The sequence below is a fragment of the Microbulbifer variabilis ATCC 700307 genome, from assembly GCF_000380565.1.
GTDB lineage: Bacteria > Pseudomonadota > Gammaproteobacteria > Pseudomonadales > Cellvibrionaceae > Microbulbifer > Microbulbifer variabilis.
This window is the reverse complement of record NZ_AQYJ01000029.1, coordinates 762,422-785,869: the sequence shown is the minus strand read 5'-3', so window position 1 is coordinate 785,869 and position 23,448 is coordinate 762,422. Positions and strand designations below refer to the sequence as shown.

The 23,448-nt window shown below is 44.4% G+C and carries 18 protein-coding genes; 4 read left to right on the top strand and 14 right to left on the bottom strand.

Features of this window, described 5'->3' with window-relative positions:
- Nucleotides 1–38 precede the first annotated feature (38 nt).
- The 6 genes from G367_RS0122250 to norR all read right to left on the bottom strand — a co-directional run bounded on the left by G367_RS0122250 (nt 39) and on the right by norR (nt 6,952).
- On the bottom strand, nt 39–863 hold the full coding sequence (locus G367_RS0122250) for a hypothetical protein (RefSeq protein WP_020415384.1): 825 nt from the start codon (nt 861–863) through the stop codon (nt 39–41).
- Between the two features lie 880 nt (nt 864–1,743).
- Nucleotides 1,744–2,529, bottom strand: a complete 786-nt coding sequence (locus G367_RS0122245; protein WP_020415383.1) for a transglutaminase-like domain-containing protein — start codon at nt 2,527–2,529, stop codon at nt 1,744–1,746.
- Complete coding sequence (locus tag G367_RS0122240) at nt 2,526–3,809, bottom strand: hypothetical protein (RefSeq protein WP_020415382.1); 1,284 nt, start codon at nt 3,807–3,809, stop codon at nt 2,526–2,528. Before G367_RS0122240 ends, G367_RS0122245 begins: the two co-directional genes overlap by 4 nt.
- Nucleotides 3,810–4,291: 482 nt before the next feature.
- Entirely contained in the window at nt 4,292–4,405 is a 114-nt protein-coding gene (locus tag G367_RS27215; RefSeq protein WP_157533780.1) for an IS66 family transposase, read from the bottom strand.
- A 657-nt stretch (nt 4,406–5,062) separates the two neighbouring features.
- Complete coding sequence (locus G367_RS0122235) at nt 5,063–5,329, bottom strand: hypothetical protein (protein ID WP_020415381.1); 267 nt, start codon at nt 5,327–5,329, stop codon at nt 5,063–5,065.
- 51 nt (nt 5,330–5,380) lie between these two features.
- Nucleotides 5,381–6,952 (bottom strand): nitric oxide reductase transcriptional regulator NorR, encoded by a 1,572-nt coding sequence (gene norR / locus G367_RS0122230; RefSeq protein WP_020415380.1) that lies wholly within the window; start codon nt 6,950–6,952, stop codon nt 5,381–5,383.
- Between the two features lie 550 nt (nt 6,953–7,502).
- Here norR and hmpA point away from each other — a divergent pair.
- Complete coding sequence (gene hmpA, locus G367_RS0122220; protein WP_020415378.1) at nt 7,503–8,687, top strand: NO-inducible flavohemoprotein; 1,185 nt, start codon at nt 7,503–7,505, stop codon at nt 8,685–8,687.
- 142 nt (nt 8,688–8,829) lie between these two features.
- Here hmpA and G367_RS0122215 read toward each other — a convergent pair whose 3' ends face one another.
- From G367_RS0122215 to G367_RS0122190, 5 genes are all read right to left on the bottom strand, one after another.
- The gene (locus G367_RS0122215) at nt 8,830–9,636 is read right to left on the bottom strand and encodes an amidohydrolase family protein (protein ID WP_020415377.1); all 807 of its coding nucleotides are present in this window, start codon (nt 9,634–9,636) and stop codon (nt 8,830–8,832) included.
- A 130-nt stretch (nt 9,637–9,766) separates the two neighbouring features.
- Nucleotides 9,767–10,198: a GFA family protein gene (locus G367_RS0122210; RefSeq protein ID WP_020415376.1), complete on the bottom strand. Its 432-nt coding sequence runs from the start codon at nt 10,196–10,198 to the stop codon at nt 9,767–9,769.
- A 224-nt stretch (nt 10,199–10,422) separates the two neighbouring features.
- Complete coding sequence (locus tag G367_RS0122205) at nt 10,423–10,848, bottom strand: MAPEG family protein (protein WP_020415375.1); 426 nt, start codon at nt 10,846–10,848, stop codon at nt 10,423–10,425.
- Between the two features lie 239 nt (nt 10,849–11,087).
- Entirely contained in the window at nt 11,088–11,390 is a 303-nt protein-coding gene (locus G367_RS0122195; RefSeq protein WP_020415373.1) for a DUF1330 domain-containing protein, read from the bottom strand.
- Nucleotides 11,391–11,454: 64 nt separating this feature from the next.
- Complete coding sequence (locus tag G367_RS0122190) at nt 11,455–12,306, bottom strand: S1 family peptidase (protein WP_040629505.1); 852 nt, start codon at nt 12,304–12,306, stop codon at nt 11,455–11,457.
- 791 nt (nt 12,307–13,097) lie between these two features.
- Here G367_RS0122190 and G367_RS24695 point away from each other — a divergent pair.
- From G367_RS24695 to G367_RS0122175, 3 genes are all read left to right on the top strand, one after another.
- Complete coding sequence (locus G367_RS24695; RefSeq protein ID WP_020415371.1) at nt 13,098–13,481, top strand: helix-turn-helix transcriptional regulator; 384 nt, start codon at nt 13,098–13,100, stop codon at nt 13,479–13,481.
- Nucleotides 13,475–14,773: a type II toxin-antitoxin system HipA family toxin gene (locus G367_RS0122180; RefSeq protein ID WP_020415370.1), complete on the top strand. Its 1,299-nt coding sequence runs from the start codon at nt 13,475–13,477 to the stop codon at nt 14,771–14,773. Before G367_RS24695 ends, G367_RS0122180 begins: the two co-directional genes overlap by 7 nt.
- A gap of 177 nt (nt 14,774–14,950) precedes the next feature.
- Nucleotides 14,951–16,186 carry an MFS transporter gene (locus G367_RS0122175; RefSeq protein WP_040629231.1) on the top strand — a complete coding sequence of 412 codons (1,236 nt, stop codon included), beginning with the start codon at nt 14,951–14,953 and terminating at the stop codon, nt 16,184–16,186.
- A gap of 160 nt (nt 16,187–16,346) precedes the next feature.
- On the opposite strand, the gene G367_RS0122170 is transcribed toward G367_RS0122175, so the two are convergent.
- From G367_RS0122170 to G367_RS0122160, 3 genes are all read right to left on the bottom strand, one after another.
- On the bottom strand, nt 16,347–19,946 hold the full coding sequence (locus tag G367_RS0122170) for an amino acid adenylation domain-containing protein (RefSeq protein WP_020415368.1): 3,600 nt from the start codon (nt 19,944–19,946) through the stop codon (nt 16,347–16,349).
- Between the two features lie 676 nt (nt 19,947–20,622).
- Nucleotides 20,623–21,273, bottom strand: a complete 651-nt coding sequence (locus G367_RS0122165) for an MOSC domain-containing protein (protein WP_020415367.1) — start codon at nt 21,271–21,273, stop codon at nt 20,623–20,625.
- Nucleotides 21,274–21,558: 285 nt separating this feature from the next.
- A complete protein-coding gene (locus G367_RS0122160) occupies nt 21,559–23,199 on the bottom strand; it encodes an acetolactate synthase large subunit (RefSeq protein ID WP_020415366.1) in 1,641 nt (546 codons plus the stop codon).
- Between the last annotated feature and the right edge of the window lie 249 nt (nt 23,200–23,448).

Below are 23,448 nucleotides of genomic sequence, written 5' to 3'. Positions count from 1 at the left end.
GCTTAGGGACGGATGAAGTTTACCCTTCAGGAGTTAGTTTATGACTCAACGTCAATAAACCTTACCTCCCCATTCTCTGTTGCTGTGGATGTAATAAATACCTGGCTTCCACTTATCCTTCCTACAGAAAGACATTGTCCAGAGATATTGGTATAAATGCCCGGGTCACCTTCCGGAGGATTATTATCAGACCATTCACAACCGTTAGTGCTTAATATATAGATAAATCTCTCGCCATATAGGTTTAAATTTGAATTATCAAAAGAGAACAGTTGAACCTGCTCACCCTCCGCGTAGTCTGCTCCAAAGATATAGATTGACGCATTCTGGTAGGACAATAGAGATCTTGTGGGTGAGTTACTAGTGCTATAAATCGTTGAGCTATCATATGCATGAGCAATTGATGCCTGTCCGCCATCTAATACTACGCGACTGGTATTCCTAGCATTGACCGATACTATCTCTCCACCCAGCAGAAATAATTCTGAATTGTTAAATACCTGAATAGAGCTGGTAATCTGGCCTCCTCCCATGGTCACAACTGTTGTTTGCCCAGAGAGGCGAACTTCATGCAAATAAGCTCCCTCTTCAATTACATACTCGACAGTTGGAAAGTTACCATTCAGGTCCAGTATACAAGGCTTACTTTCATCACCGGGAACACAAATATAATCAATATATATAATTTCTTGACCAGATACTGAATGCCCCAATTTATATGAAGCCAGGATACCCTCAGAACTTTGACCAAAATCAAACTTTGAATAAAACGATTTAGCTTCGCCTGATAAGACATCAAAGGATAGCAATAAGACAAACAATAAAATAAATATATTAGCGCCACCTCTATATTTCTTACTCATCGAATATTCTCCAGAACAGTAGGCATATAATTGACAGTATGAATATAGAGAAGTAAGGCCGCATTTCAATAATGGACTCAAAAATTTTTATTTACATCAAAAAATACAGCGCTTATGCCTCTAAGAATTAGGGAGCACTCAAAACAAGACAGCTTTGACTTCAAGATAGTAAAATTTGGATCACCGCTCAGGATAACCAAAATATAATCGTGTATCTTTTTACCAAGGATTCAAATCACTGAAGCTTAGTATAAGCATCTCGATTACTTAACAACTGCCCCCTTATCAATTTTTATTCCCAGTGGTTTTACTAATGTATTAAATATCGCCCGTTGAAATTATCGTGCCATTAAAATCACTATAACAGACAATAAAATTTTTGGAGGATATCGATACTGGCTGTCTAGAGATAGCTCGGCATTCGACAATTAAATAAAGCAAGCCCAAAGTTCTTATTTAGCTAAACCGGTATTCGTTGTTAGTAGCCTAACGCCAGCAATTTGTAATAAGATTAAGCACGCCGTCGATCTCGGCAAGATCATCTTCTGTGTTGAAGTGTACGGCCAGTACCATTACCCATGGCAATCTCGAAGTAACCGACTTACAACCTTGCTATGGAGCTGAATATCAACAAATCAGAACTATACAGCTATCAGCCTGCCGCTCAGAGCATCCGTTGTATCAGCAGGCGGGACGCTAATGGAACCTATAAATTTGGACCGCGAATGGTAACTTCGCACTAGTCCAAAAGCTATACTGAGTATTCTCTCGCAGTGACAGAAAAACCTGGAGTACATATAAAAAAGCCTGATCAGCAAAGCTCACTGATCAGGCCATTTTACCATGAAATAAATCTTATAGATAATCTAACAGATAACATTTAATTAATTTTAACTGCCTTAATATTCTCTATTCTCTGTGGAAACAATTGAATTGATCTCATCAATGATAAAGAAAACCCTGGCCCTTCTTTATCCAGCTCACTTGCCGGCAAATAAAAATGCCGAACTGCATTAGAGCGGTATAAGGCTGAATCAAGAATATGCCATTGGCCTTTATGCCATACTTCCGCCCAGGCATGGCCAAAAGACGTTACCTGTTCTTTATCTTCAAGTATTACGGTGCCTAAAACAACTCTTGCAGGAAGATTTAATGATCGAGCAAGTGCAGTAGTAAGCACCGCATACTCCGTACAGTCGCCGCTACGTTGGGTAGCCACCACTGAAGCTATATTAAAGCCATGGATATATGTAGGATATTCAATATAATCATCTACATATGATTCTAGCTCTGTTAATGTCCAATTTTCACTGACTCCACTTGTAAAGCCGGAAGTAAATTCCTTTGTACTCTCCTCATCCAGGTCAATTACAAAACTATTCTCTCTATGTTTTGCATGAACTTCACCAAAAAAATTCGGCTTAGTTCTCATGGTAATAAACAAGGACTCACCTTTAATGTGCTCAACAGTGATGCCCTTCCAATCCAACAAAGCTGTAGCAATCCTTTGTGCCTCTGGTGAAACTAGCTCAAAGTGAATAGTATCAGCAAGAGGCAGAGGCTGATCAGTTGCAAGCTCTGTGCTCAATTCAGCAAAGAATGGAACACTCTGTGCATTTACATCAAGTGCCAACAAAGTTAATAGGAGCGGAAAAAACTGCTTCATGGCAGTTTAGGCTCACCTTTTACATGCAATAATTCCATATCCAGCACAAGCGGCCCTTGCTTCATAGTTCCCTGCTTGAAAATCCCACTGTCTTCAGCGGTAAATTTCATAACAATCGGGCCTATATCCATTTTAAAGTTTGCACTGGGGTTATCAGCCAGCTTGCTTACCAGGACTTTTTGTGCTGATGTAGGGTCCGCATCAGATAGCCACATATAAAATTCAGCAGAATCCTGATCTGACACGTTTAAGTGGGCTGTTTGAAGATAACTACCAAAGTTTGACAATAACATACCGGTATAATCCAGTTCAGAATTGATCTTTTTGCCCTGGAATTCACCTCCTACCAGCCACTTATCATTTTGGTTCTTAATTGAATAATGTGAAGTCAGCTCACCATTATCAATTGAATATTCTGAAGCATTAATTAAATAACCATCCGGCCTACTCCAGGAAGAAGATACAAAGTCTGAAGCGGATATAGAGCTGGCATCAACTGGGAAAATAAAGGCGGCTCTGCTTTGAATATTGATATCACCTTCATCATCTGTAGTATATTTTTCATAGCTATATCCAACAGATATATCATTAAGCTTCATCTGATGAACAGACTCAAAGAACTCCGCACTTTGATTGTTTCCTGTGGATACGCCTATAAATGATTCAAAAACATCAACAAAAGCCTGGTGGTATCCCATTTGATTATGCAGACAGACCTGTAGGTTCCCATCAACTTCCGTTGACAAGCCCTTCATTAACCCTGCTACAGCTTCACTTTTTTCGCCAAGAAAATAAAGGGTATCTAGTGATAGATAAGGTGTATTCTCGGTAATGCCGACATCAACAGCATAGTTAAAACGGGCTGAAAGTGATTTATTATTAAGCTCTTCAGCCTGAGCCAAACTGCTATCAATCAACCCATAAAGAGAATTTGCTGGGCCATCATATTCATTAAAAATATAACACTCAATTGGGACAGAGGTATCAATATCAATTAGGTAATACCAGGTTCCATCACTATTTTTTGAAGCCGCAACCTTACCTAAAATTTCTCTTTTGAAATTAAGACCTTCAACTTCAAGTGAAGACTTATTATCAACAATTTTATCTTTCAGCATCTCATCTTGAATCCAAGATGGAAGATTATCTAAACTTAAAATTCCCCATGAACTACCCGTTTTATCATTCCCATTAGGCTTTGAATCCTCTGTATTTTGTGTAGCAGAGCAGCCAGCCAGCAAAATAGCAGCAGTAATAGCTGGCATTAATTTGATGTTCATACTTAGTTCTCTATTTTAGTTGTATTTAACTAGTTGTTACTCAAGTAGTAGAAATCACTTATGAGTGAAATTCGTACAAACATTGAGTGCGGCTATACAATGTATTGCAAGCAATCTTACCATCTCGCAGGATAAAATTGTATTTGAAGTTCAGGAATTACAAGGTTGAGGGTACATTCAAAGGATGCCTAGCAAGAAAGGGGGTCGCCAATAGTTTATATTGTTAGCAGAAAATATCAATCCGACTCTCCCAGCCCAACTTTGTTAGGCTAGAATTCCAGGGTAGTAATGTTTCATAGCTCTCTACAGACTGATTGCGTGGAACTTTCCAAGTACCTCCACATAATACTTATATGTAGCAATACCGTAGATCTTGGCTATTTGCAAAATAGCTAAAGTGTAAGTACAGTGAATCAACCCCTTCGAGTGAAGATGCTTACAGGTAGTTTTTTCGATACCTTACGAAGGGTTTGATTTTTTATTCAGTCGAAATTGGTTTCGATTTCGATGCGGCCACCCTTCAAAAGCTCATAAAGTCCTTTCCAGTGCTTTAGGCCGTATTCTATGGCCTTACTGAGTGGAGACTTGGGTAGCAGCTTTGATTACTTTTCATCTAGCCTGTTTTACGGATAGCCGCAATCGGCCTGGACTCCTCTTGCCGTAAATCACATCACTGCTTTGCAGTTAGCTATCACCTTCGGCTTTTGAATCTATCCGATATAGTTTCCTATAAAAGTACATAACCTGCTTGGCCAGTCCGCCTGTTCTGTGTAGACTTGGAAATTGGTGCAAATTTGCGTCTAGTGTGTGCACTACAATGACTTGGGTTAATCGTCTCTTCGCGGAGCAAAAGCTCTACAGCATTGCAGCCATTCATCCTCATTAAAAATGTAATTGTCTTTTTAACTTGAGCGCATAGGAGTATATCTTTAAAAGAATTCACAAAATATTTAATTTGTCATGCCCAGATACGCTTTCCTCAAGAAATACCCGCTTTTTGAAAGCCAACAATACCATCTAGCTTAATAAAAGATGTAGAGACCAACCCCTTTCCATCTTTTGATTTAGCTGGCACTTATTTGATATATTGTGTGTCGCCGAATAGGATTGATTTATAATTACTCGCAAAAGGTGAGTAACTTACTTGCTCTCACCCAACCCTATTAGACAATAAAGATTCTGTTAAAATTCAAACCGTTATTTAATTAGCAGCACTAACAACTCAACTTTAAAAAAAGCTTATGAGCACTCTATTAGCTGACGACCTCCTTCAAAGCCCGCCTCGCCAAGTAAGCAACAGAAAAAATTACTGAAAACTGGCCACTCATTTGTAAAGCAAACTTTGGCCAAAAATCTATTTCTTCTGTGAACAGAGATAAGATTAGATTCCCTGGAAATAGGAAGACTCCAAAATACTCCCAACCACCACCGACAATAAGCCAGTTATACATGAAGGTCACCACGCCAACTAATAAAGCTAGCAATCCAATAGCCATTGAAAACGTAATATCCTTATTCATGCCTTTCTCTTAACTGTAAAAAAGTGAGATTTATATTACGCAATCATAACATCACTTTCCGCCCACAACCTCTTTCTTAATATAGACGCCTAATCGTTTTGCAAGACGAACCAAATTTCCTCTATCCATAGAAAGCAATTTTGCAGCTCGACTCCAATTCCCATCACAGTTAGTCAGCGTATGCTTTATAAGATCGCGCTGATAATCCTCGGTCGCAGACCTGAGATTCACAACTTCCAGCGGTGGTTGAGCCGGTTTCTCAAACTCTGGCTGTGCCATGATATCGTCAGGAATCTCTATATGCGCAGCGGTTAACGATACAATCTCTGACGGAGAGGAGCCCTTTCTGGCCTTCAAGGCTGCACGACTAATGATATGCTCCAACTCCCTTACATTCCCCGGCCAACCATAACGCTTTAATTTACGTGAGGCCTCTGCCGACAATCTGAGTTGACGAAAGCCCAGCTTTCTACGGGACTTTTCCAGGAAGTAATCCGCCAGTAACAGAACATCATTCTCTCTTTGTGATAAGGGTGGAACTTCCAGTGGATATACAGAAAGACGGTGATACAAGTCGGCCCTGAAACCTCCGTCTTCTATTTCCTTCAACAGCTCCCGGTTTGTTGCGGCAACTATCCTGACATCGACATGCTGGACTGTATCTTTACCAACCGGCTGGATTTCACCGCTTTGCAGCACCCTCAGCAATTTACTCTGTACAGCTAAAGGTAGCTCGCCCACCTCATCAAGGAAAATAGTTCCACCGTTCGCCAGAAGGAATTTACCTGGCCGCTCGCGATCCGCCCCCGTGAAAGCGCCCTTTGCATGTCCAAAAAGCTCTGCCTCAGCCAGAGTCTCCGTTAAGGATGCGCAATTGAGGTAAACAAGTGGTTTTTCCCTGCGAGAAGAGAGCCTATGTACAGTGCGAGCCACTAACTCCTTGCCGACACCTGTCTCTCCAAGGATCAGGACGTTGTAGTCAGAACCTGCTACCAGCTCAATATCACTGCGCAGGGCTTTCATGACTTGGCTCTCTCCAATGAGCTCCCCACCATCTCGTAGAAAAGCCTCCTGTGTCAGTTCTTTTACCAACTGTTCTGCATGTTCTGCAGAAAGGGAAAGCTCTTTTAACTCCAAAGCTGTTTTTAGTGTTGCTGCAGAAAGGGCTGCTATCAACTCAAGGGTTCTGTCACTAATTTGGCCATAAGCATCTGAAGCCATGCTATCGAGAGTTAGCAAGCCCACCAAGTGGTTATCAGAATACAGGGGCAAACCCATGCAAGAGTGCACCGGCAAGTCCCCTTCCCTATCCAGTAGTAAGCCATCAAAAGGGTCTGGCAAATCACAATCTGATGGGAAGCGAACTGGATTTTCTGAGGCACAGATCTGGGCAAGGCGCGGATGTTCATTGACTACAAAACGGCGGCCAAGCGTTCTTCTGGCAAGCCCTTGTACCGCCAGGGGGGTAAGTACATTCTCATTTAACCCCAATAGGGCCACGGCATCACACTTGATGGCTTTGCGGATAGTAGAGAGCAGGCGTTCAAAGCGGTCGCTGTTGTTCAGGCTATTAGCCAGATCCAATGCTACTTCCAACAGGAGATTGGCGTTGATATCTGTCATACATGCATAGGTCCATATGATCTATTGAGGTCATTATGACACATAAAGTTATCAAGTCATAATGACATGTTAAAACCGAAAAAAATCTTCAAATTATTGATTTATAAGCATTTTTATTTTTGGCATGGGGCTTGCTAGTTATATAGCGAAACCAAAATTGCCATAGAGGTTAAAAATGCTCGACACTGAAAACCCTGTCCTGCGCAGACGCTTCGAACTTCTGCTCAAAGCTGGCAATCTGACCCTTCTACTGTCAGTTCCTTTTTTGATAGTAACTGTCGTTATCTGCTACCCCATGTCCCACCATTTCTCCCTTCCGGCACAAGTCGCTGGCCATATCTTTATGGTGATCAGCGCGACACTAATAAAAATCGGATACATAAGCCGCTGCGTCGCACAATATAGCCTCTCTTTAGAGGTGAAATAAGTAGCCGCTTTCTCACTTATTGGCTGAACGCAACTATCAGCAATTTTTACAGGCATTGGACTAATGCCTCTGTTTCGGATTGTCCACGATAAATTTTCCGTTAGATGTATATAGGAGCAAATCATGTTGACATCTAGAGAAATCAAAATTGTTAAAGCCACAAGTCCAGTACTCGATAGTGCAGGCGTAGATATCACAAAGTATTTCTACAATAGAATGTTCTCCTGCAATCCTGAGTTAAAAAATATATTCAATATGAGCAATCAGGAAAGTGGTAAACAGCCATTTGCCCTCTTCAGTGCCATATCAACTTTCTCAAGGAATATTGACAACCTCCCAGTCCTGGATCCGTTAATTGAGAGGGTTGCTCAAAAGCATACCAGCTATTTTATTCAGCCTGAGCAATACGAAATCGTAGGAGACCATCTGCTTGCCACTCTCGTGGAGGTTATGCCGGATACATTCACCTCAGAAGTTATTGATGCTTGGCAAAGAGCTTATAACCTATTTGCGAAGTTATTAATAGAGCGAGAATATGAACTCTATGACTTCTCAAGAAATACCTTCGGAGGCTGGCATGGCCCCAGGCAGTTTATTGTAGAGGATAAAACCGTAGAGTCTGAGCTGGTTACCAGCTTTCTCTTAAGACCAGAGGATGGAAATGGTGTAATTGATTATCAACCTGGCCAATACCTGGGAATTCGGGTAAAACCTCCAAAACATGAATACCTTGAGATCCGTCAATATTCACTCTCCGATAAACCCAATAGTGCAACCTATAGAATCAGCGTAAAAAGAGAAAGCCAGCCTAGAGATGGTATTGTCTCCTCTTACTTACATGAAACTGTGGAGGTTGGGGATATCCTGGAGGCCTACCCACCAAGCGGCGCATTTTTTCTAAAAGATTCAATAAAGCCAATTGTATTGATTTCTGCAGGTGTTGGCCTAACTCCTTTGCTCTCCATGCTGGAATCCATACATGAAAAAGAGCCAGGCAGGAAAATTACGTTCTTGCATGCCTGCGAGAAAGAAGAGCAACACTCGTTCAAGGAACGACTTGCGGAACTATCTTCAGTCAATTCAAACATAAAACACTACTACTGGTATGCTTCAGGCGCTAAAGGAGACAGCTTTTCCGGACTTATGCATCTGGATTTTATCCGGGAACAGCTGCCCATTACCCAGGGCGATTTCTATTTATGCGGCCCAACAGGTTTCATGAAGAATATTAAGGAACAACTTATGGAACTAGGAGTTGATTCCGGTAGGATATTTTATGAAGTGTTTGGTCCGCATAGTGATATATAGAAAATAAAAGTAAAGTATAAAATCACTTTTGCATTCTAAACTATACGATTGCTTACAATGGCTTCATCTGTTGGGACCCGCTAACCAGGCAGGCTACCGCCAGGTGAAGTCTTGAAAAGCCGACGTCATTAGAGCGGACAGACTAAAGCTTAAAAACTCTCTCAGCATTCTTATACAAAAAAAACTCCGATACCTCTTCATCCAGCTCCAACAGATGCATCTCTTTCATGCAGGCTTCCGGTGTCAGCATCGGGTAGTTAGTGCCAAACATCACTTTATTCCTGCCATGGGCCTTCATAAATGAAACCAACTCTTTGGGGTATCGCTTAGGTTTATATGCAGAAGTATCTATATACACATTTGGAAACTTGGTGGCGAAAGCGATCATCTCGTTATGCCAAGGATAACCTATATGACCACAAACTATCTTCAAATCTGGGAAGTCAAGCGCTACTCTTTCGATATGAATAGGGCGACCGGATTCAGAACTGCGTAAGGGGCCTGTGAGCCCAACTTGCAAACAAACAGGTACATCCAGCTCAACGCAAGCGGCATACAGTGGATAATAAAGGGGATGCGTACATGGAAGCTCCCACAGCCACTGCACGATGCGCAAGCCCTTAAAGTCATGCTCACAGACATATTTACGTAACTCTTGAACTGCCTCTATGGGGTTTCTCAAATCAACTGAGGCAAGCCCAGAAAATTTGTCTGGGTGAGTCGAGGTTATTGCAAGAACTTCTTCATTACTAATCAATGCTCCGCTAGGACCATACCAAGCAGAGATAAGCGCCTTGGAGACATTCGCTGATTCCATCGCCAGCAATGTCCACTCCAGAGGCAACTCTTCAAAGTCTTGTCGTGTCCACCTCTTCAATGTATCTAAAAAGGGCTCAGAAAGAAAACGCTTTGTTGGATGCTGAGCCCATACATCAATTACTGTCGTCATAGTAGCAGCTCCCTTATATTAGGTTTGCTATTAAGTATTCTATGGAGTCCAATGCTTCCTTGCATAATCCTACAAAGTTTGTAGTGCGGTAAAAGTACTAAACCACATCATTCATAGTTACAATATCTGCCTACTTATAGTCGTTAACTAATTGGCCATTTGATGACTGTTGAAACTGAGGATGTTTATCCTCAATATCGTAAAAATCAGACTTTTCGCTGACAAATATATGCCCCATGGTTTTCAACCCGGTCGGGCCATCCAGTGATCCAGCAATAATTCCAGTTGCATCAAGCTCATACGGCTCCCAAAAAAGCCCTGAGCCACACTCCCGGCAAAACCCCCTGCGAGCAATGTCTGATGTTTTATACCAAGCTAACCCGTCATCTTTTGTTATCTTAATATTAACTTTGCGAGCTTTTGTGTGGGGACCAAAGTTTCCATGTAGCTTTTGACACATATTACAATGACAGTTTACTACGTTTCGCAGCGGCCCTTTCACCTCGTATCGTACAGCTCCACATAAACAACCACCGACTGAAATTGCATTATCATCGATCATATAATTTACCTGTATATATTTAGCACCACAGTTAACCGGAAAAATTCAATTAAGTATATCCTTTGACACTATTTACCACTTCATTGGTTAAAATGGTTTATCCAAAGTGTAAGCACAACCCAAATAGATCGTTTTATATACAACCAGAAAAAATAATGACCTAACGGAAGCGGCAAACGGCTTTAGTAAAAGGGTTGTTCAAATCACCTATTTTTCTTTTCCCTTTAGAATGCTATTTTTGCCGCGCTGAAAGCTAAAATGAATAACGGAATATTGGATAAAAAGAAAATAACAAAACGAATTTCAATCTTATTCCACAAGACCTGGACAAGACTATGAAGTATCCGCAATCCAACATACAGCCAAGAAGCAATAACATTCACCTCTGTAACTCCATCAAGGAAAGTTAGAGAAAGCACAATGGCATAGAAGACAGTAGGCTGCTCCAGTAGATGATTGTAATTATCCGCTTTCCAGCGAACTCTTGGCGGAAGTTTCGACATTTGAGTGCCAACTGGTGCCTCGGGATCTAACTTCATTTTCATAGCGGCAATAGCTGGCAATCTCGTAGCGTACATCCATAGCCACATTACCAGAGACCAAATCACTAGCGCTATTATCGGCTGAATTAACTGAATATTTGCTTCCATGATCTCTCCGGCCATCCTCTAATTCACAAATTTATCATTTACTTAATAACAACATTACTAAACAAACACCAAAATTGTATGGCACTATTCCAACCAGAACAATTACTAGTTATCCGCATCTCCAGCTTGCTGGTCTATTTATCCATTGAAGACCAACTCTCTTATATTGCTAATCCTTTAATCATTAATATACTGAGCTATACCAAGTGTTGCGAGGTAAAATTAATTATTTTGCTCTTTTAAATATGCTTCTCATAACCGGCTATAATCGTAGTGCTCTGCACTGATAACTCGAAGTACTTTTCCTTTATAGTTCGGTATTCAGGGTCGGAGAAGAATTTGCTCATCATCTCTTCAGCTGGAAACCTGATCGTAAATACGCGATTAATCTCCAAACTGCTTTCAGACTTCAACACCTCTGACACCCTGAAATCATATCCAAATGAGCCATCATACGCTTCTAATATAGGCGTCATCGCATCGCGATACGCTTGGTAAATATCATCATTACTTACTTCCAGGCCTACTAACATCTCATACATTATACTTACTCCAAATCTAACCTCAGATCACCGTCAGGCCTTTTCCCATTATCATAGGAACCAATCATTTATCTTCGGCCGACTCTAAACTCCGCTCCTGCTCATCGGCAGATATAGTACTATCGATCCAGTCTATATAGTGAGAGATGCGAACGTTATTTCCTCTATCGCCATAACGCCCACCGTGATACGTGCGCAAATCCCTGTTGCTGGAAACCCAAGCAACAAGACCAGCAAGCTGCCATCCTTGTTCTTCCTCGATAAGAACCGGGCTGCCACTATCGCCATTGCCAGCCATACCCTCAAGTGAAACAGCAGATGCTGGCGAATCAAATGTGTAGGAAATCCAGCGCATATCAACACTGGAGATAACATTGAAGGCTCTACGCAAAGAAGTTCGATGTGGGCTATTGGGTTTTGGCCCCTCTTTACCATTACCCGTGCTTCCCTTGCCGATTAACTGGATAGTCTTACCAAGTTCGTCATTGCCACGATAGAGAGGGATTGGCTCCACATCATTGATTGGCTCTTCCAACTTGATTAACGCAATATCATCTGACATTGCGAGGAATTCCTGTAACTTAATGCCTTCACCTGTAGCTAATGCCTCTTTGATAAGGGCTTCGGGTAGCATTTTGTGCCCAGAATGAACGAATACGGACGCAATTTTACGCGGCCGGCTATTAATATTGATCTCCTTAGGGTGTTTCGAACAGGTCACATGTGCCGCGGTAACAACCCACTGAGGAAAAATCAGGACCCCGTGCCCTTCTCCTGGAAAGTCGGCCAATGCTGGCAGTATTGAGGTGGGTACTTGGTAATTCTCATCTTCAATATCATCACGGATAACAATGGCACTGACAGTGGATGACAGGGAAAACAAAACTAAAAAAATGTATTCCTGTACGTACTTCATTTTTTTCACATCCATATTTTCTACTTCGTCTCTATCAAGGCGGCTATTAAGCTTACTCGAAGACTCACTCTTTTCCCTAAATTTTTATAACCAACTCCACTTGACTGGGAACCCACCATACTTAGTACAAATTGTTCACAAGTTGATATATAAAAATAACTATCTATTTAGTATCTTCTAAGCTATTCATAGCCTTGGGAACTTCGAATTTTTATACTCGAAGAATATTTTCTTCTACAGATGAATAACATACCCACGAATAATATTGGCTTCTAAGTTAAAAATTAAATATTTATTTATCGATACATATTGCCTGGCTGACTCCAGATTGAATTTTCATACGGTGCACAAGTACCATCCAGGTCAGGTTATAGTTAAACCCTCTAAGCTTAAACGCTTCTTAGGAAGGAGTTGCTGCAGGTGAACAATGCGCGAACAGACTAAGCTCCTTGACATCATTGTTTACGCATCTCGTAAGGCTCAAAGCCCTTTCCAGGATCTACAGCTTGAAGTAGCCCCAAGCACCTTCACCTGCACGAGGATCTTCGGAGAACCATAGATAGAGGCTGCCCCGACTTTTAATTATGAACATAGGTATCGAGATCGATTTTACCCCTGGCATTGACCTTTACCCTGAATAAAAGCCGCTTTTCCACCTATAATTTAATTTTAAGCTAGTTAAAAGGTGGATTTTTAACTACTAATAGCATATAACTTTAACTTGTGTTAATAGATCAAAAAGCAGCTATTAAACAGCTGATTAGTAACTTACAGATGGAATAACAGCTACAATGGCCTTCCACGGACAGTCTGATAAACAGATACTCTATACGCTGGGCAACAGGCTCAGAGGGTACCGCTTGCGGATGAACCTCACCCAGGATGATATGGCTGAGCGTGCCGGCTTATCTACCTCCACCATCAAAGGGTTAGAGGCTGGTCGCGGCAGGCTCGACAGCCTGGTTGCGGCACTGAGAGTGCTTCGACGGCTGGATGCACTGGAAGCTTTCCTCCCAGCTCCAACTGTTAGTCCCATGCAACTTGCTATGCATGGCAAGCAGCGGCAAAGAGCCAGAGCCTCTGGCGCCACTAAAGCCCTTAAAGAGGGGGCTGATGAAGGCACCCCCAAGACCCCGGCAAGAAACATTAAAAAGAGGGATAAGCCAGAATGGTAAATCGAACAAATACTGCAGTAGTGCATCTGTGGGGGGAAATAGTTGGCGCTGTCCATTGGGACGACAGCGGGTATGGTGCTTTTGAATATGCCCCAGAGTTTTTACAGCGCAGGCTGGATATTGCCCCTATTACCATGCCTATCGAGTCTCCATTAGAACCCTATATGTTCCGCACACTCAATCGGGACACCTTTAAGGGACTGCCGGGGCTACTTGCAGACTGTCTGCCCGACAAATTCGGTAATGCCGTTATTGATGCCTGGCTCGCTCGGCAGGGGCGGACTCCGGAAAGCTTTAACCCCATTGAGCGGCTTTGCTATACCGGTACCCGTGGTATGGGAGCGCTGGAATTTCAGCCCGCGGTGGATGGCAGCTTTAAGGATTCTGTCGATCTCAATATTGAGGAGCTGGTAAAACTAGCTGCAGCCATTACCCACAGGCAAACTGACCTGAACGCCCAACTTGGAAAGAGTGATACCGAGAAATCCGGGGCATTGCTGGACATATTAAGAGTGGGTACCAGCGCTGGAGGCGCCAGAGCAAAAGCGGTGATTGCTATGAATAGCGAGGGGGATATACGTTCGGGCCAAGTTCCCGCGCCGAAAGATTACGACTACTGGCTGCTGAAATTTGATGGTGCCGGGGATCTGGAACTCGGCGCCACCGATGGGTACGGGAGGATTGAGTACGCATACCATCTTATGGCCTTGGAAGCCGGTATTAACATGACAGACTGCCAGCTTCTCGAAGAAAACGGCCGGGCACATTTCATGACGCGGCGCTTCGATCGCGTGAATGGCAAGAAGCTACATATGCAATCTCTCTGCGGCATCGCGCACCTGGATTTCAATATGGCTGGCGCCCACTCTTACGAGCAGGCCTTCAGCGTTATGCGTGAACTCTACTTGCCCAAGAATGAAGCAATTCAGCAATATCGCCGAATGGTATTCAATGTTTTAGCCAGGAACCAAGATGATCACACAAAGAACATTGCATTCCTGATGGGCCCCGAAGGCGAATGGTCTCTGTCGCCCGCATTCGATGTAACCTACGCCCACAATCCGGGGGGCGCGTGGACCAGTCAACATCAGATGAGTATCAATGGTAAGCGCGACAATTTCCAATTAGAAGATTTGCTTGCCGTAGGGAGGGCAATCAGCATCAAGCGGCCAATGGATATTGTTGAAGAGGTAGCAGCAGCCGTGAATAAATGGGAGGGCTTCGCTGAAAGCGCTGGTGTATCCGAAAGCTGGATGATCGAAATCCGCCAAAACCAGCGACAACTCTGCTGATCGATAATCCAGACAGTAAAATACGCAAGGAAGCGCAATTCCACCATACCAACACCCGAAAAAAGCAAAGTAGCAATCGCCCTACCGCTCCAGTAGATACTCCTGTCAAAGCACCCCAACTGCTATCTTGATTCAGTTATTGGAATTGATAACCGAACAAGAAGCGAGGCCCCCATCATGTCTTCAATGTGCCGCTTAGCCCTGCTGGCTGTGGTATTTGTTGACCTAATGGGCCAGGGACTCCTTTTTCCAATTATCAATGAACTGGTTATGTCGACAAAATTCCAGTTCTTACCTACAGATACGCCCCAGGCGACACGGCATCTATATTATGGCGTCGTTATCTGTAGTTTCTTTCTGGCTTGGTTTGTCGGCTCTGTGTATATCGCAAAGCTATCCGATAGTATTGGGCGCAAGAATGCTATGGTGCTATGCCTGATAGGTGCTCTTGTTGGTTATGCAATAACTATCCTCTCTCTGGTTAACAGCAGCCTCTGGCTCCTGATCCTGGGGCGAGTGGTCAGCGGATTCACTGCAGGCAACCAGCCTATAGCGCAGGCGGCAATGATTGATGCCAGCAAGACAGAACTGGAAGCCTCCAGGAACCTGGGTCTTCTAGTGGCCGGCATGAGTGCCGGCGCGGTTGCCGGCCCTATCATGGCTGGCTTGTTGGCAGATAGAGAACTACTGGGGAATATCGCCAGCATTCAACTGCCCTTCTACTTTGCGCAAGTGCTTGTCGCCGTCACCCTATGCCTAATCTTGCTCTTCTTCCATGACAGCCGAAAGGCGCCGATGCAGCTCAAGCTGCGATTCCTGGATCTCTTTACACAGTTCATACATTTAAAAGACCGCCCAGGGGTAATCAGGCTTTGCCCCGCCTACCTCTGCTTTATGCTGGTACATCTCAGCTTTTATATCTTTATCGCCAATTACTTGAGTAGCCGGTTCCAGGCAGGCTTGCTGGTGACCAGCATGGCCATGCTGACTATGGGCATTGCTGTGGCGATATCCAGCCTGTTTATGGTTAAGCCAGTCTTATCACGCTGGAGCAAGCCATTGGTTATCAAATTATCTGCCTTGGTTATGGGAGGCAGCGCTTTAGTCTTTGCATTCAGTAATCAAATTTGGCTTTGTTACTTGAGCATTTTCTTTGCCTATCTCTGCTTTGGGCTCGCCTACCCCGCCCTCTTGAAGACATTTGCCAATAGCGTCGATGAAACTGAACAGGGCTGGGTAATGGGAATAGCCACCGCGGGCTTTACGCTGGTAGCAAGTCTGATTTCCCTGGTCGGTGGGGGAGCGATGGAATTGAATATTCGATTGCCATTTTTTATCACTGCTGCCGCAGCAATATTGGTCCTGTTACTAATTCAGCTGGGTTGGCAAAACTTAGCCAGAGTGGAGAAGTGAGAAATCAGTAACTTACGTCTCATGAAAGCTTCCTCAAGAGTGAGATGTCAAAGCTACAACTGCACCTGGAGCCATATGGGGCATGGATGCCAATAACGCATCCAAAAGAGGCCCCGCAGTATTTGCTAGGGCCAATCATCCAGATTAATTTTCGACTCAACTAGCAGACAACTTGCTCATGAGGCAGCCGGCTAGCTGCTGACTCGTTTGAGCCCCGCCGCAGATCAACCATGCGCGCGATAAACCAAATAAATGCCTCCACCTGACCATTTAAAACACAACTCCCTGCACAGATGCTTTTCAGTAACCCTTGTACATCGGAGGAGTGCAAGGCGGAAACTGCATCACTACTTTTTAGGAGCATTGAGCAGGAAGGAAGACCGGATATTTTATGATCACTTAAGGTCACATTTCCGTCGTAGTACAAAATCCTTACCGGCTCAGACTGGTCAGTGACACTTACAGACATAGCCAGGTTTGGAGTTGGGGCTGAGCCTCCTGCTAATGATCGTTTAAGATAGCTGGAGAAATTATTCGCCCAATCTTCCACTTCGGACTGCGCTATGCTCGGGTCCATAGCTTTTTCTTTTGTGGCAACCAATAAGTTATCAACTTCCCGCTCCGCCTCGATCAGGGCTTCAACGGTCTTGTCCACATCCCCTTTCGTATGGGCTGCTGAGCAAATAAGCCTGAGCCGGCCACGCCCGCTCTCCACTATGGGATAGGTAACCGCCGATGTCTGGACACCGCGTTTATATAACTCCTGCACTATTGCAAACAGCTTATCTTTGTTACTAAAGTGCGGCGTAACAATAGGCCCATCTCCTGTCCCCAGATCATAGCCGGCTTGTTCGAACCGCTGCCGCATATAGCGTGTCGTATCCCAGAGCCGCTCCCGTAAGCCATCATCGGTGCTAAGCCTCCGCAAAGCCGTCAGTGCCGCGGCAATATCTGCAGGGCTGATCGAAGCCTGGAAAATATAAGCTCTTGATGATGACCTCAAAAGATCTACATACTCTTCCTTCGCGGCAATAACGCCACCAAGACTGCCCAGCGCCTTACTGAGCGTCGTCATAATGAAATCCACCTGGTCGGTAACTCCCTGCGCGGCACAAATGCCCGCTCCACGTTCACCATAGAATCCGAAGGAATGCGCCTCATCCACCAAAACGAGCGCATCATATTTCTTTGCTGTACGAACAATTTTGGCTACCGGTGCGGCGCCCTCCCCCATGCTGTATACGCCTTCCAAAACAACGAGGACCGTACGGTATGGGGATACTTCTGACTCAAGCACAGACTCCAGGTCGGCGGCATCATTATGCTTGAATGTCCGGATTGTTGCGCCACAGAGACGGGCACCATCAACAATAGATGCGTGGCAAAGCTGGTCTATAACCACCACATCGTCTTCACCAAGAAGACCTGCAACCACTCCAACATTGGCGGTATACCCTGTAGGGAACAAGCATGCACTCGGTTTTCCTACCAGCTCTGCAAACTCAGTCTCGAACTCCAGGTGGAGATCTGTGAGACCTGACGCAGCGGCAGAAGTACCCATCCCAGTGCCAAACTTCGCTACCGCGGAAGCGGCTTCCTCCATAACTTCCTTATCCCGGTTCAGACCAAGATATAGATTGGTTGTCCAGATTATTGCTTCCTGCTCTTCATCATTGTAAACATCACTCACTGTGCCCCGAGTGGCACTACCTGTGCGCAGCACTTTACTGTAAGGGTTTCGGCGCTGGTCGTTCACCATATACATGACTTCTTGCACCAGCTTACTCTTATCCAGCGCAGACCAGGACGGTGCTTTTGCAGCCTGGAAAGTCGGATGGCTAGACTGAATATGCGATTGGAAGCTGGCAAGTGAATCCGATGCTGCACGATTCACTTTTTCATTCGAATCCTTAGCTGAATTATCACTCAAACTACCAAGGATGTGGTTTGCCAGGGCATTTGGGGTTGCGTAAGTCATAATCGCCTGGGAAGCAACCGAACGGCCCAGGTTATTGCTCAAACGCCGAGCCAATTCCAGGGTTGTGAGAGAGTCGAGACCGAGGCCAGAAAAAGATTGTTCCGGTAATACTTCTTCTGGATCTGCAAAATTAAGGAGTATGGCCACCTCTCTTTGAATAATCGACAGTAAAATTGCTTGCTGTTCTGAGCTGGAACCGATCAGGCGTTGCATCAAGTCACTGGAACTGTTCTCAGTATCAACACTTGATCCCAACCCAGCATAGCTCTCCTCTAGTTTCATCAGCTTTTTGCGATCGAGCTTATCGTTGGGTAACGCAGGTAATGCTTCTAAGTGCCTCACGATTTGGGGAACCATATATTTCGGAAGCCGCTGCGCCAGGAACTCTTTAACGGCTGTATCTGTTATCGTTTTGTCCCGGCTAACAATGTAGACTGCAAGCATTTTCTGACCAATGCCACCATCTACGGCGGCCGCTGCAGCAGATTCAATACCCGGCATAGTCTCAAGCGTCGACTCTATCTCCTCAAGCTCAATACGGAACCCCCTGACCTTAACCTGCTGATCAACTCTACCAAGAAATTCTATCTCACCATTTTCCGTCCACTGACACAGGTCTCCCGTTCTGTACAAGCGGCGATCCGGGATAAGGTCACTAGATTCCCTCTCGATAAAACGCTCCTTAGTGAGAATTTCATCATATAAGTACCCTCTTGCCAGTTTGCTTCCAGCCAGATACAACTCACCGGCTTCACCCGAAGAAACCGGTTGCATGGACTCATTCAAAATATACGCACGGGAACCTGGCACTGATTTTCCAATCGTAATCGCCTTGATGCCTGGTTCAACTTCGGTAATTGTTGAGTAAACCGTATCCTCAGTAGGGCCATAGGCATTGAATACACGCAGCCCAGGTTTCAATGAATAAACCTGTTCAACCAGGGATCGCTTTAACGCCTCACCACCAAATACCAGGCACTGAAGCCCCTCGGGTAACTTTTCAGTGGCTAGTAATGTCTGCATTGCCGATGCCACAGATACACAGGTTCTTACTTGATCCGCTGCCGGATGGTTTGGCAAATCAAGTATATTCTTACCCAGTATTACCGTGCCCCCGAGTGACAAGGTGCCAAATATTTCCATTACAGAAGTATCGAAACAGACTGAGGCCCCTGCGAATACTCCCTGGAGTTCCTTCTCACTGAACAACTCACCCATAGAGTGACACATTGCCACAATACACCGATGCTCAACTGCAACACCTTTTGGTTTGCCAGTAGAACCAGAGGTATAGATAACATAGGCCAAGTCATTTGCTGATGGCCTGGCATGACTATCTAAAATCTCCTCCCCTTGGTCGCTCACTTTGTCGAGCCAGATTAACTCACCCACTTCGCGACATAGGTCAGCAGAGCTATCATTATCCACGATAGCCGCCAAAGCACGTGAGTGTTCCAGCATGTAACGAATGCGACCTTGAGGGTAGGCGGGGTCTAAAGGTACATAGGCACACCCCGCTCGCATTACGCCAATTAAAGTTGCCACAAGCTCCCAGGAGCGGCTCATGCATACCCCAACCAAAGATCCGGGCTTAATACCACGAATCTCAAGTTCAGCTGAGATCGCACTGGCCCGTTGAAGCAGACGCTTAAAACTCACACTGGCTCTCCCATCGATAATGGCTAATCGATCAGGGGCTTCCAGCATTTGCTGTGTGATCAAGCTGCAGACTGAAATATCGGTTTGGGGCTGTATTTTGGAATTTTTAACTGGACTACTCACAGAATCTTACCTTTATATCTTTATTAAATATCTGGAAATTAACTTTCAATTCAATTTAATGTCTTTCAAATTTGGTCATAAATTTCCTAATTTTTAGAAACACCTCCTCTAAACCCAAATCCACAAACCAAAGGGTAATATTTAATTAAAAATCACGAATGACGTATCGCACAAAGTGATACAAACACCATTATTAAGTGAAATCTACTGTTCTTGCACCATAGTTTTATCTTTTAATCAAGCAAGCTGGAATAACTCTGCAGTGAAAATAAGGAATATATAGGCAAAAGGGCTTTAGGCTAAATTTCTGATTGATCATTGAACTAAATATTACAAGCTCAACCATTTACAATACCTTCTTCACACAGCCTAACTGTAATAATTTTCTATTTATTTTTTATGTCGATATGAAAAAACTTACACGGTTCCTACTGCTATGGAAAGATCCCTTTACAATTTTTCACGATCCACTTGGCCATACCTCAAGCCTAATTAGCCATATTACCCAGGGAACTTATTTAAAAAAATGCAACTAATGATGCGATATAGGAAAGGAAAACCTGCAACAGTTAGATAAGCAAGTCACCTGGTAAAGCAAGTAAAAATACTGCTGCAAAGCGGCTGCCGGTCCAGGATATTTTACAAGAGGATTATTTAAAAAAATCTGGGCATTGGGCTAACTAACCCGCTTTAAACGTTTTTTCGCTTTTTCTCGCCACTCCTGAGAAAGGGATTGTAATTGATAAGCAGTTTCAAGAATCTGCTTGCTACGCGTATACTCTTTGTCAAATAGAGCCCTAAACACAGACTTTACGCTAATAGAGCCTGTTAACTCCTTTACTTTCCTGAGTTCATCTCCCTGCCCAATATAGCCTTCTTTAAGTACCCTGAAGTATACACCTGTGTTGAAGTACTCTTTGAATAGTTTAACGGCCTTATCACTGTCTAATGCTATATTGAGCTTAAAGCAAGGGATTCTTGGCTGGCTCACCTCCAGAAGGCAATCTCCCACACGAAACCGGTCACCAATAAAAATCTTTTCTTCGATAAGCCCGGTCACCGTTAAATTTTCACCGAAAGCTCCATAAGGTAATTCGCTTCTGTCCAGAATTCCTTTCCAATATTCATAGTGGTCACTGGCAAATGCATAAACGGCCATATCAACGCCGCCGTGATGCTTTAGGTCGGCCTGTTCATCCCCTTCCAGATTGCCTTTACTAACAAGCACTTTACCTTTCACCGGTTTCTTAAAAATACCGGTGGTGACCGGCTCACCTTTGTATTCAACAACCCTCTTCTTGGAAACATTGATGGAAACAATTTTCATAACTTTATTACTGATCGCTCGATTTCATCACCCTAAGGAGCTTCTTCTATCATAATTCTCGGAAACTTGACACTTGGTTTTTTGAAGGTGATTACTTTCCCACTATAACTTCTCTCATATCGAGCTGATGGCAAAGCTCCAGCAATCAGTGGACACCCACTTTTAATCTTGATCAAAAAAGTGGGGTAGGAATAACAGGAAAAAGACCAATAGATAGAACGCAAAAGCGGTATAAGAGTGTAAGAAGAGGCTAAAAGTCAACTAGCCCCTCCTGGCGCCCCCATATTACAGCTTGCTGGATAAATCACGAATCTCATGGTTAAGGATGCGATCGTTATGGCTGTAGTCCATAGGAACATCAATCAGATGTACCCCACCCTCTTTACAGCACTTCTCGATCATTGGTTTTAGTTCTCCTGTTGCCTCGATACGATGACCATGAGCACCATAGGAGTGCGCATAGGCAACAAAATCCGGGTTGCCAAAGTCCAGACCGAAATCGCTGAACTCCATCATAGCCTGCTTCCACTTGATCATTCCGTAGGCGTCATCCCGCAAAATCAGTACGATCAGGTCCATCTTTAAACGAACTGCCGTCTCTATTTCCTGGGAGTTCATCATAAAGCCACCGTCACCACAAATTGCGACTACACGACGATCAGGGTTAACCAGTTTGGCTGCCATAGCCGAGGGCAACCCAGCCCCCATAGTGGCCAGCGCATTATCCAGAAGTACCGTGTTTGGGCATCGTGCTGGGTAATTACGAGCAAACCAGATTTTGAACATGCCATTATCAAGGGCAATGATGCCCTTCTCTGGCATTACTTCCCGCACATCCCTGACCAATCGCTGCGGGCGGATTGGGAAGGTGTCAATCTTGGAAGCTTCATCAATCTGTTTTAACAATGCAGCGCGAATACGGTGGGCATCGGTAAAGCTCCAGTGTTCCTGTGGCTTCAGATGCTCAGTTAATTGCCAAAGGCTGTTGGCAATGTCCCCTATAACCTCGATTTGGGGGAAGTAAACCGGATCTACCTGGGCAGAGTTGAAGTTGATATGTACAACTTCCGCTCCCCCAGGACGCATAAAGAATGGCGGTTTTTCTACTACATCGTGACCTACGTTGATAATCAAGTCTGCCTGCTCAATCGCCCGATGTACAAAATCTCCATCAGATAACGCCGTATTACCAATAAAGTGTGGGCCGGATTCATCAATGACCCCCTTACCCATTTGTGTTGTTACCGCGGGAATTCCCAGCTTATCGACGAACTTACGCAACATCTTTGCCGTGAGCTTTCGATTTGCACCGGCACCAATTAACAATAACGGCTTGCGTGATCCTGAGATAGCTTCTGCAGCATGGCGTATAGCTTTCTCTTCAGCGATGGGCCTGCGGGTATAGCTTGCTTCCAGCACTGGCATTGTGGAGTGCTCACGAGCTATATCTTCAGGAATTTCAAGGTGTGTTGCTCCTGGACGCTCTTCTTCTGAACGCCTGAATGCCTCCCTGACATAAGATGGCACATAGTCCCCACCAACGATCGTTTTGGTGTACTTGGTGAGCGGACGCATCATATCCACGATATTGATAATCTGGAATTGGCCCTGCTTGGAGCTCTTAATGGGTTTTTGGCCAGTGACAAGTACCATTGGCATGCCACCCAACTGGGCATAGGCCGCTGCCGTCACCAAGTTTGTAGCGCCTGGCCCTAAAGTCGCCAAACACACGCCCGATCTACCGGTCAGACGACCATATGTAGCAGCCATAAATCCGGCACCCTGCTCGTGACGGGTTAGAACCAACTTGATCTTGGAGCCACGTAAAGACTCGAGTACATCCAGGTTCTCCTCCCCGGGGATACCGAAAATATATTCGACGCCTTCAGCCTCCAGGGCATGAATAAATAGATCGGATGCTTTCATTGATACGGTTCCTATGATCGCTGGCACTTTTGCCAGCACTTACTTGGATGACGCCAAAGGATGTGGGGCACCAGATGCTCCTGACCTACAACATGACTGCCAGTATTTTTCTAAATCAGAACTGCCAGTGAGCGACGAAAATCTCCAAATTAAATTGGCTTCAAAATAATCATCTTCTTAGGATCCCAGTAGCGGACCAGGCCGCTCGGTCTACATGGTTGCTAACATCAGGGCAAAGGAATGAACTAT

What these genes read in the sequence shown, in the direction of transcription:
- G367_RS0122245 (WP_020415383.1), bottom strand. Translation starts at nt 2,529, where the DNA reads ATGAAGCAGTTTTTTCCGCTCCTATTAACTTTGTTGGCACTTGATGTA.
- G367_RS0122190 (WP_040629505.1), bottom strand. Translation starts at nt 12,306, where the DNA reads ATGAAGTACGTACAGGAATACATTTTTTTAGTTTTGTTTTCCCTGTCA.
- norR (WP_020415380.1), bottom strand. Translation starts at nt 6,952, where the DNA reads ATGACAGATATCAACGCCAATCTCCTGTTGGAAGTAGCATTGGATCTG.
- G367_RS0122235 (WP_020415381.1), bottom strand. Translation starts at nt 5,329, where the DNA reads ATGAATAAGGATATTACGTTTTCAATGGCTATTGGATTGCTAGCTTTA.
- G367_RS0122210 (WP_020415376.1), bottom strand. Translation starts at nt 10,198, where the DNA reads ATGATCGATGATAATGCAATTTCAGTCGGTGGTTGTTTATGTGGAGCT.
- G367_RS0122250 (WP_020415384.1), bottom strand. Translation starts at nt 863, where the DNA reads ATGAGTAAGAAATATAGAGGTGGCGCTAATATATTTATTTTATTGTTT.
- G367_RS24695 (WP_020415371.1), top strand. Translation starts at nt 13,098, where the DNA reads ATGGCCTTCCACGGACAGTCTGATAAACAGATACTCTATACGCTGGGC.
- G367_RS0122165 (WP_020415367.1), bottom strand. Translation starts at nt 21,273, where the DNA reads ATGAAAATTGTTTCCATCAATGTTTCCAAGAAGAGGGTTGTTGAATAC.
- G367_RS0122175 (WP_040629231.1), top strand. Translation starts at nt 14,951, where the DNA reads ATGTCTTCAATGTGCCGCTTAGCCCTGCTGGCTGTGGTATTTGTTGAC.
- G367_RS0122205 (WP_020415375.1), bottom strand. Translation starts at nt 10,848, where the DNA reads ATGGAAGCAAATATTCAGTTAATTCAGCCGATAATAGCGCTAGTGATT.
- G367_RS0122240 (WP_020415382.1), bottom strand. Translation starts at nt 3,809, where the DNA reads ATGAACATCAAATTAATGCCAGCTATTACTGCTGCTATTTTGCTGGCT.
- G367_RS0122160 (WP_020415366.1), bottom strand. Translation starts at nt 23,199, where the DNA reads ATGAAAGCATCCGATCTATTTATTCATGCCCTGGAGGCTGAAGGCGTC.
- G367_RS0122180 (WP_020415370.1), top strand. Translation starts at nt 13,475, where the DNA reads ATGGTAAATCGAACAAATACTGCAGTAGTGCATCTGTGGGGGGAAATA.
- G367_RS0122195 (WP_020415373.1), bottom strand. Translation starts at nt 11,390, where the DNA reads ATGTATGAGATGTTAGTAGGCCTGGAAGTAAGTAATGATGATATTTAC.
- hmpA (WP_020415378.1), top strand. Translation starts at nt 7,503, where the DNA reads ATGTTGACATCTAGAGAAATCAAAATTGTTAAAGCCACAAGTCCAGTA.
- G367_RS0122215 (WP_020415377.1), bottom strand. Translation starts at nt 9,636, where the DNA reads ATGACGACAGTAATTGATGTATGGGCTCAGCATCCAACAAAGCGTTTT.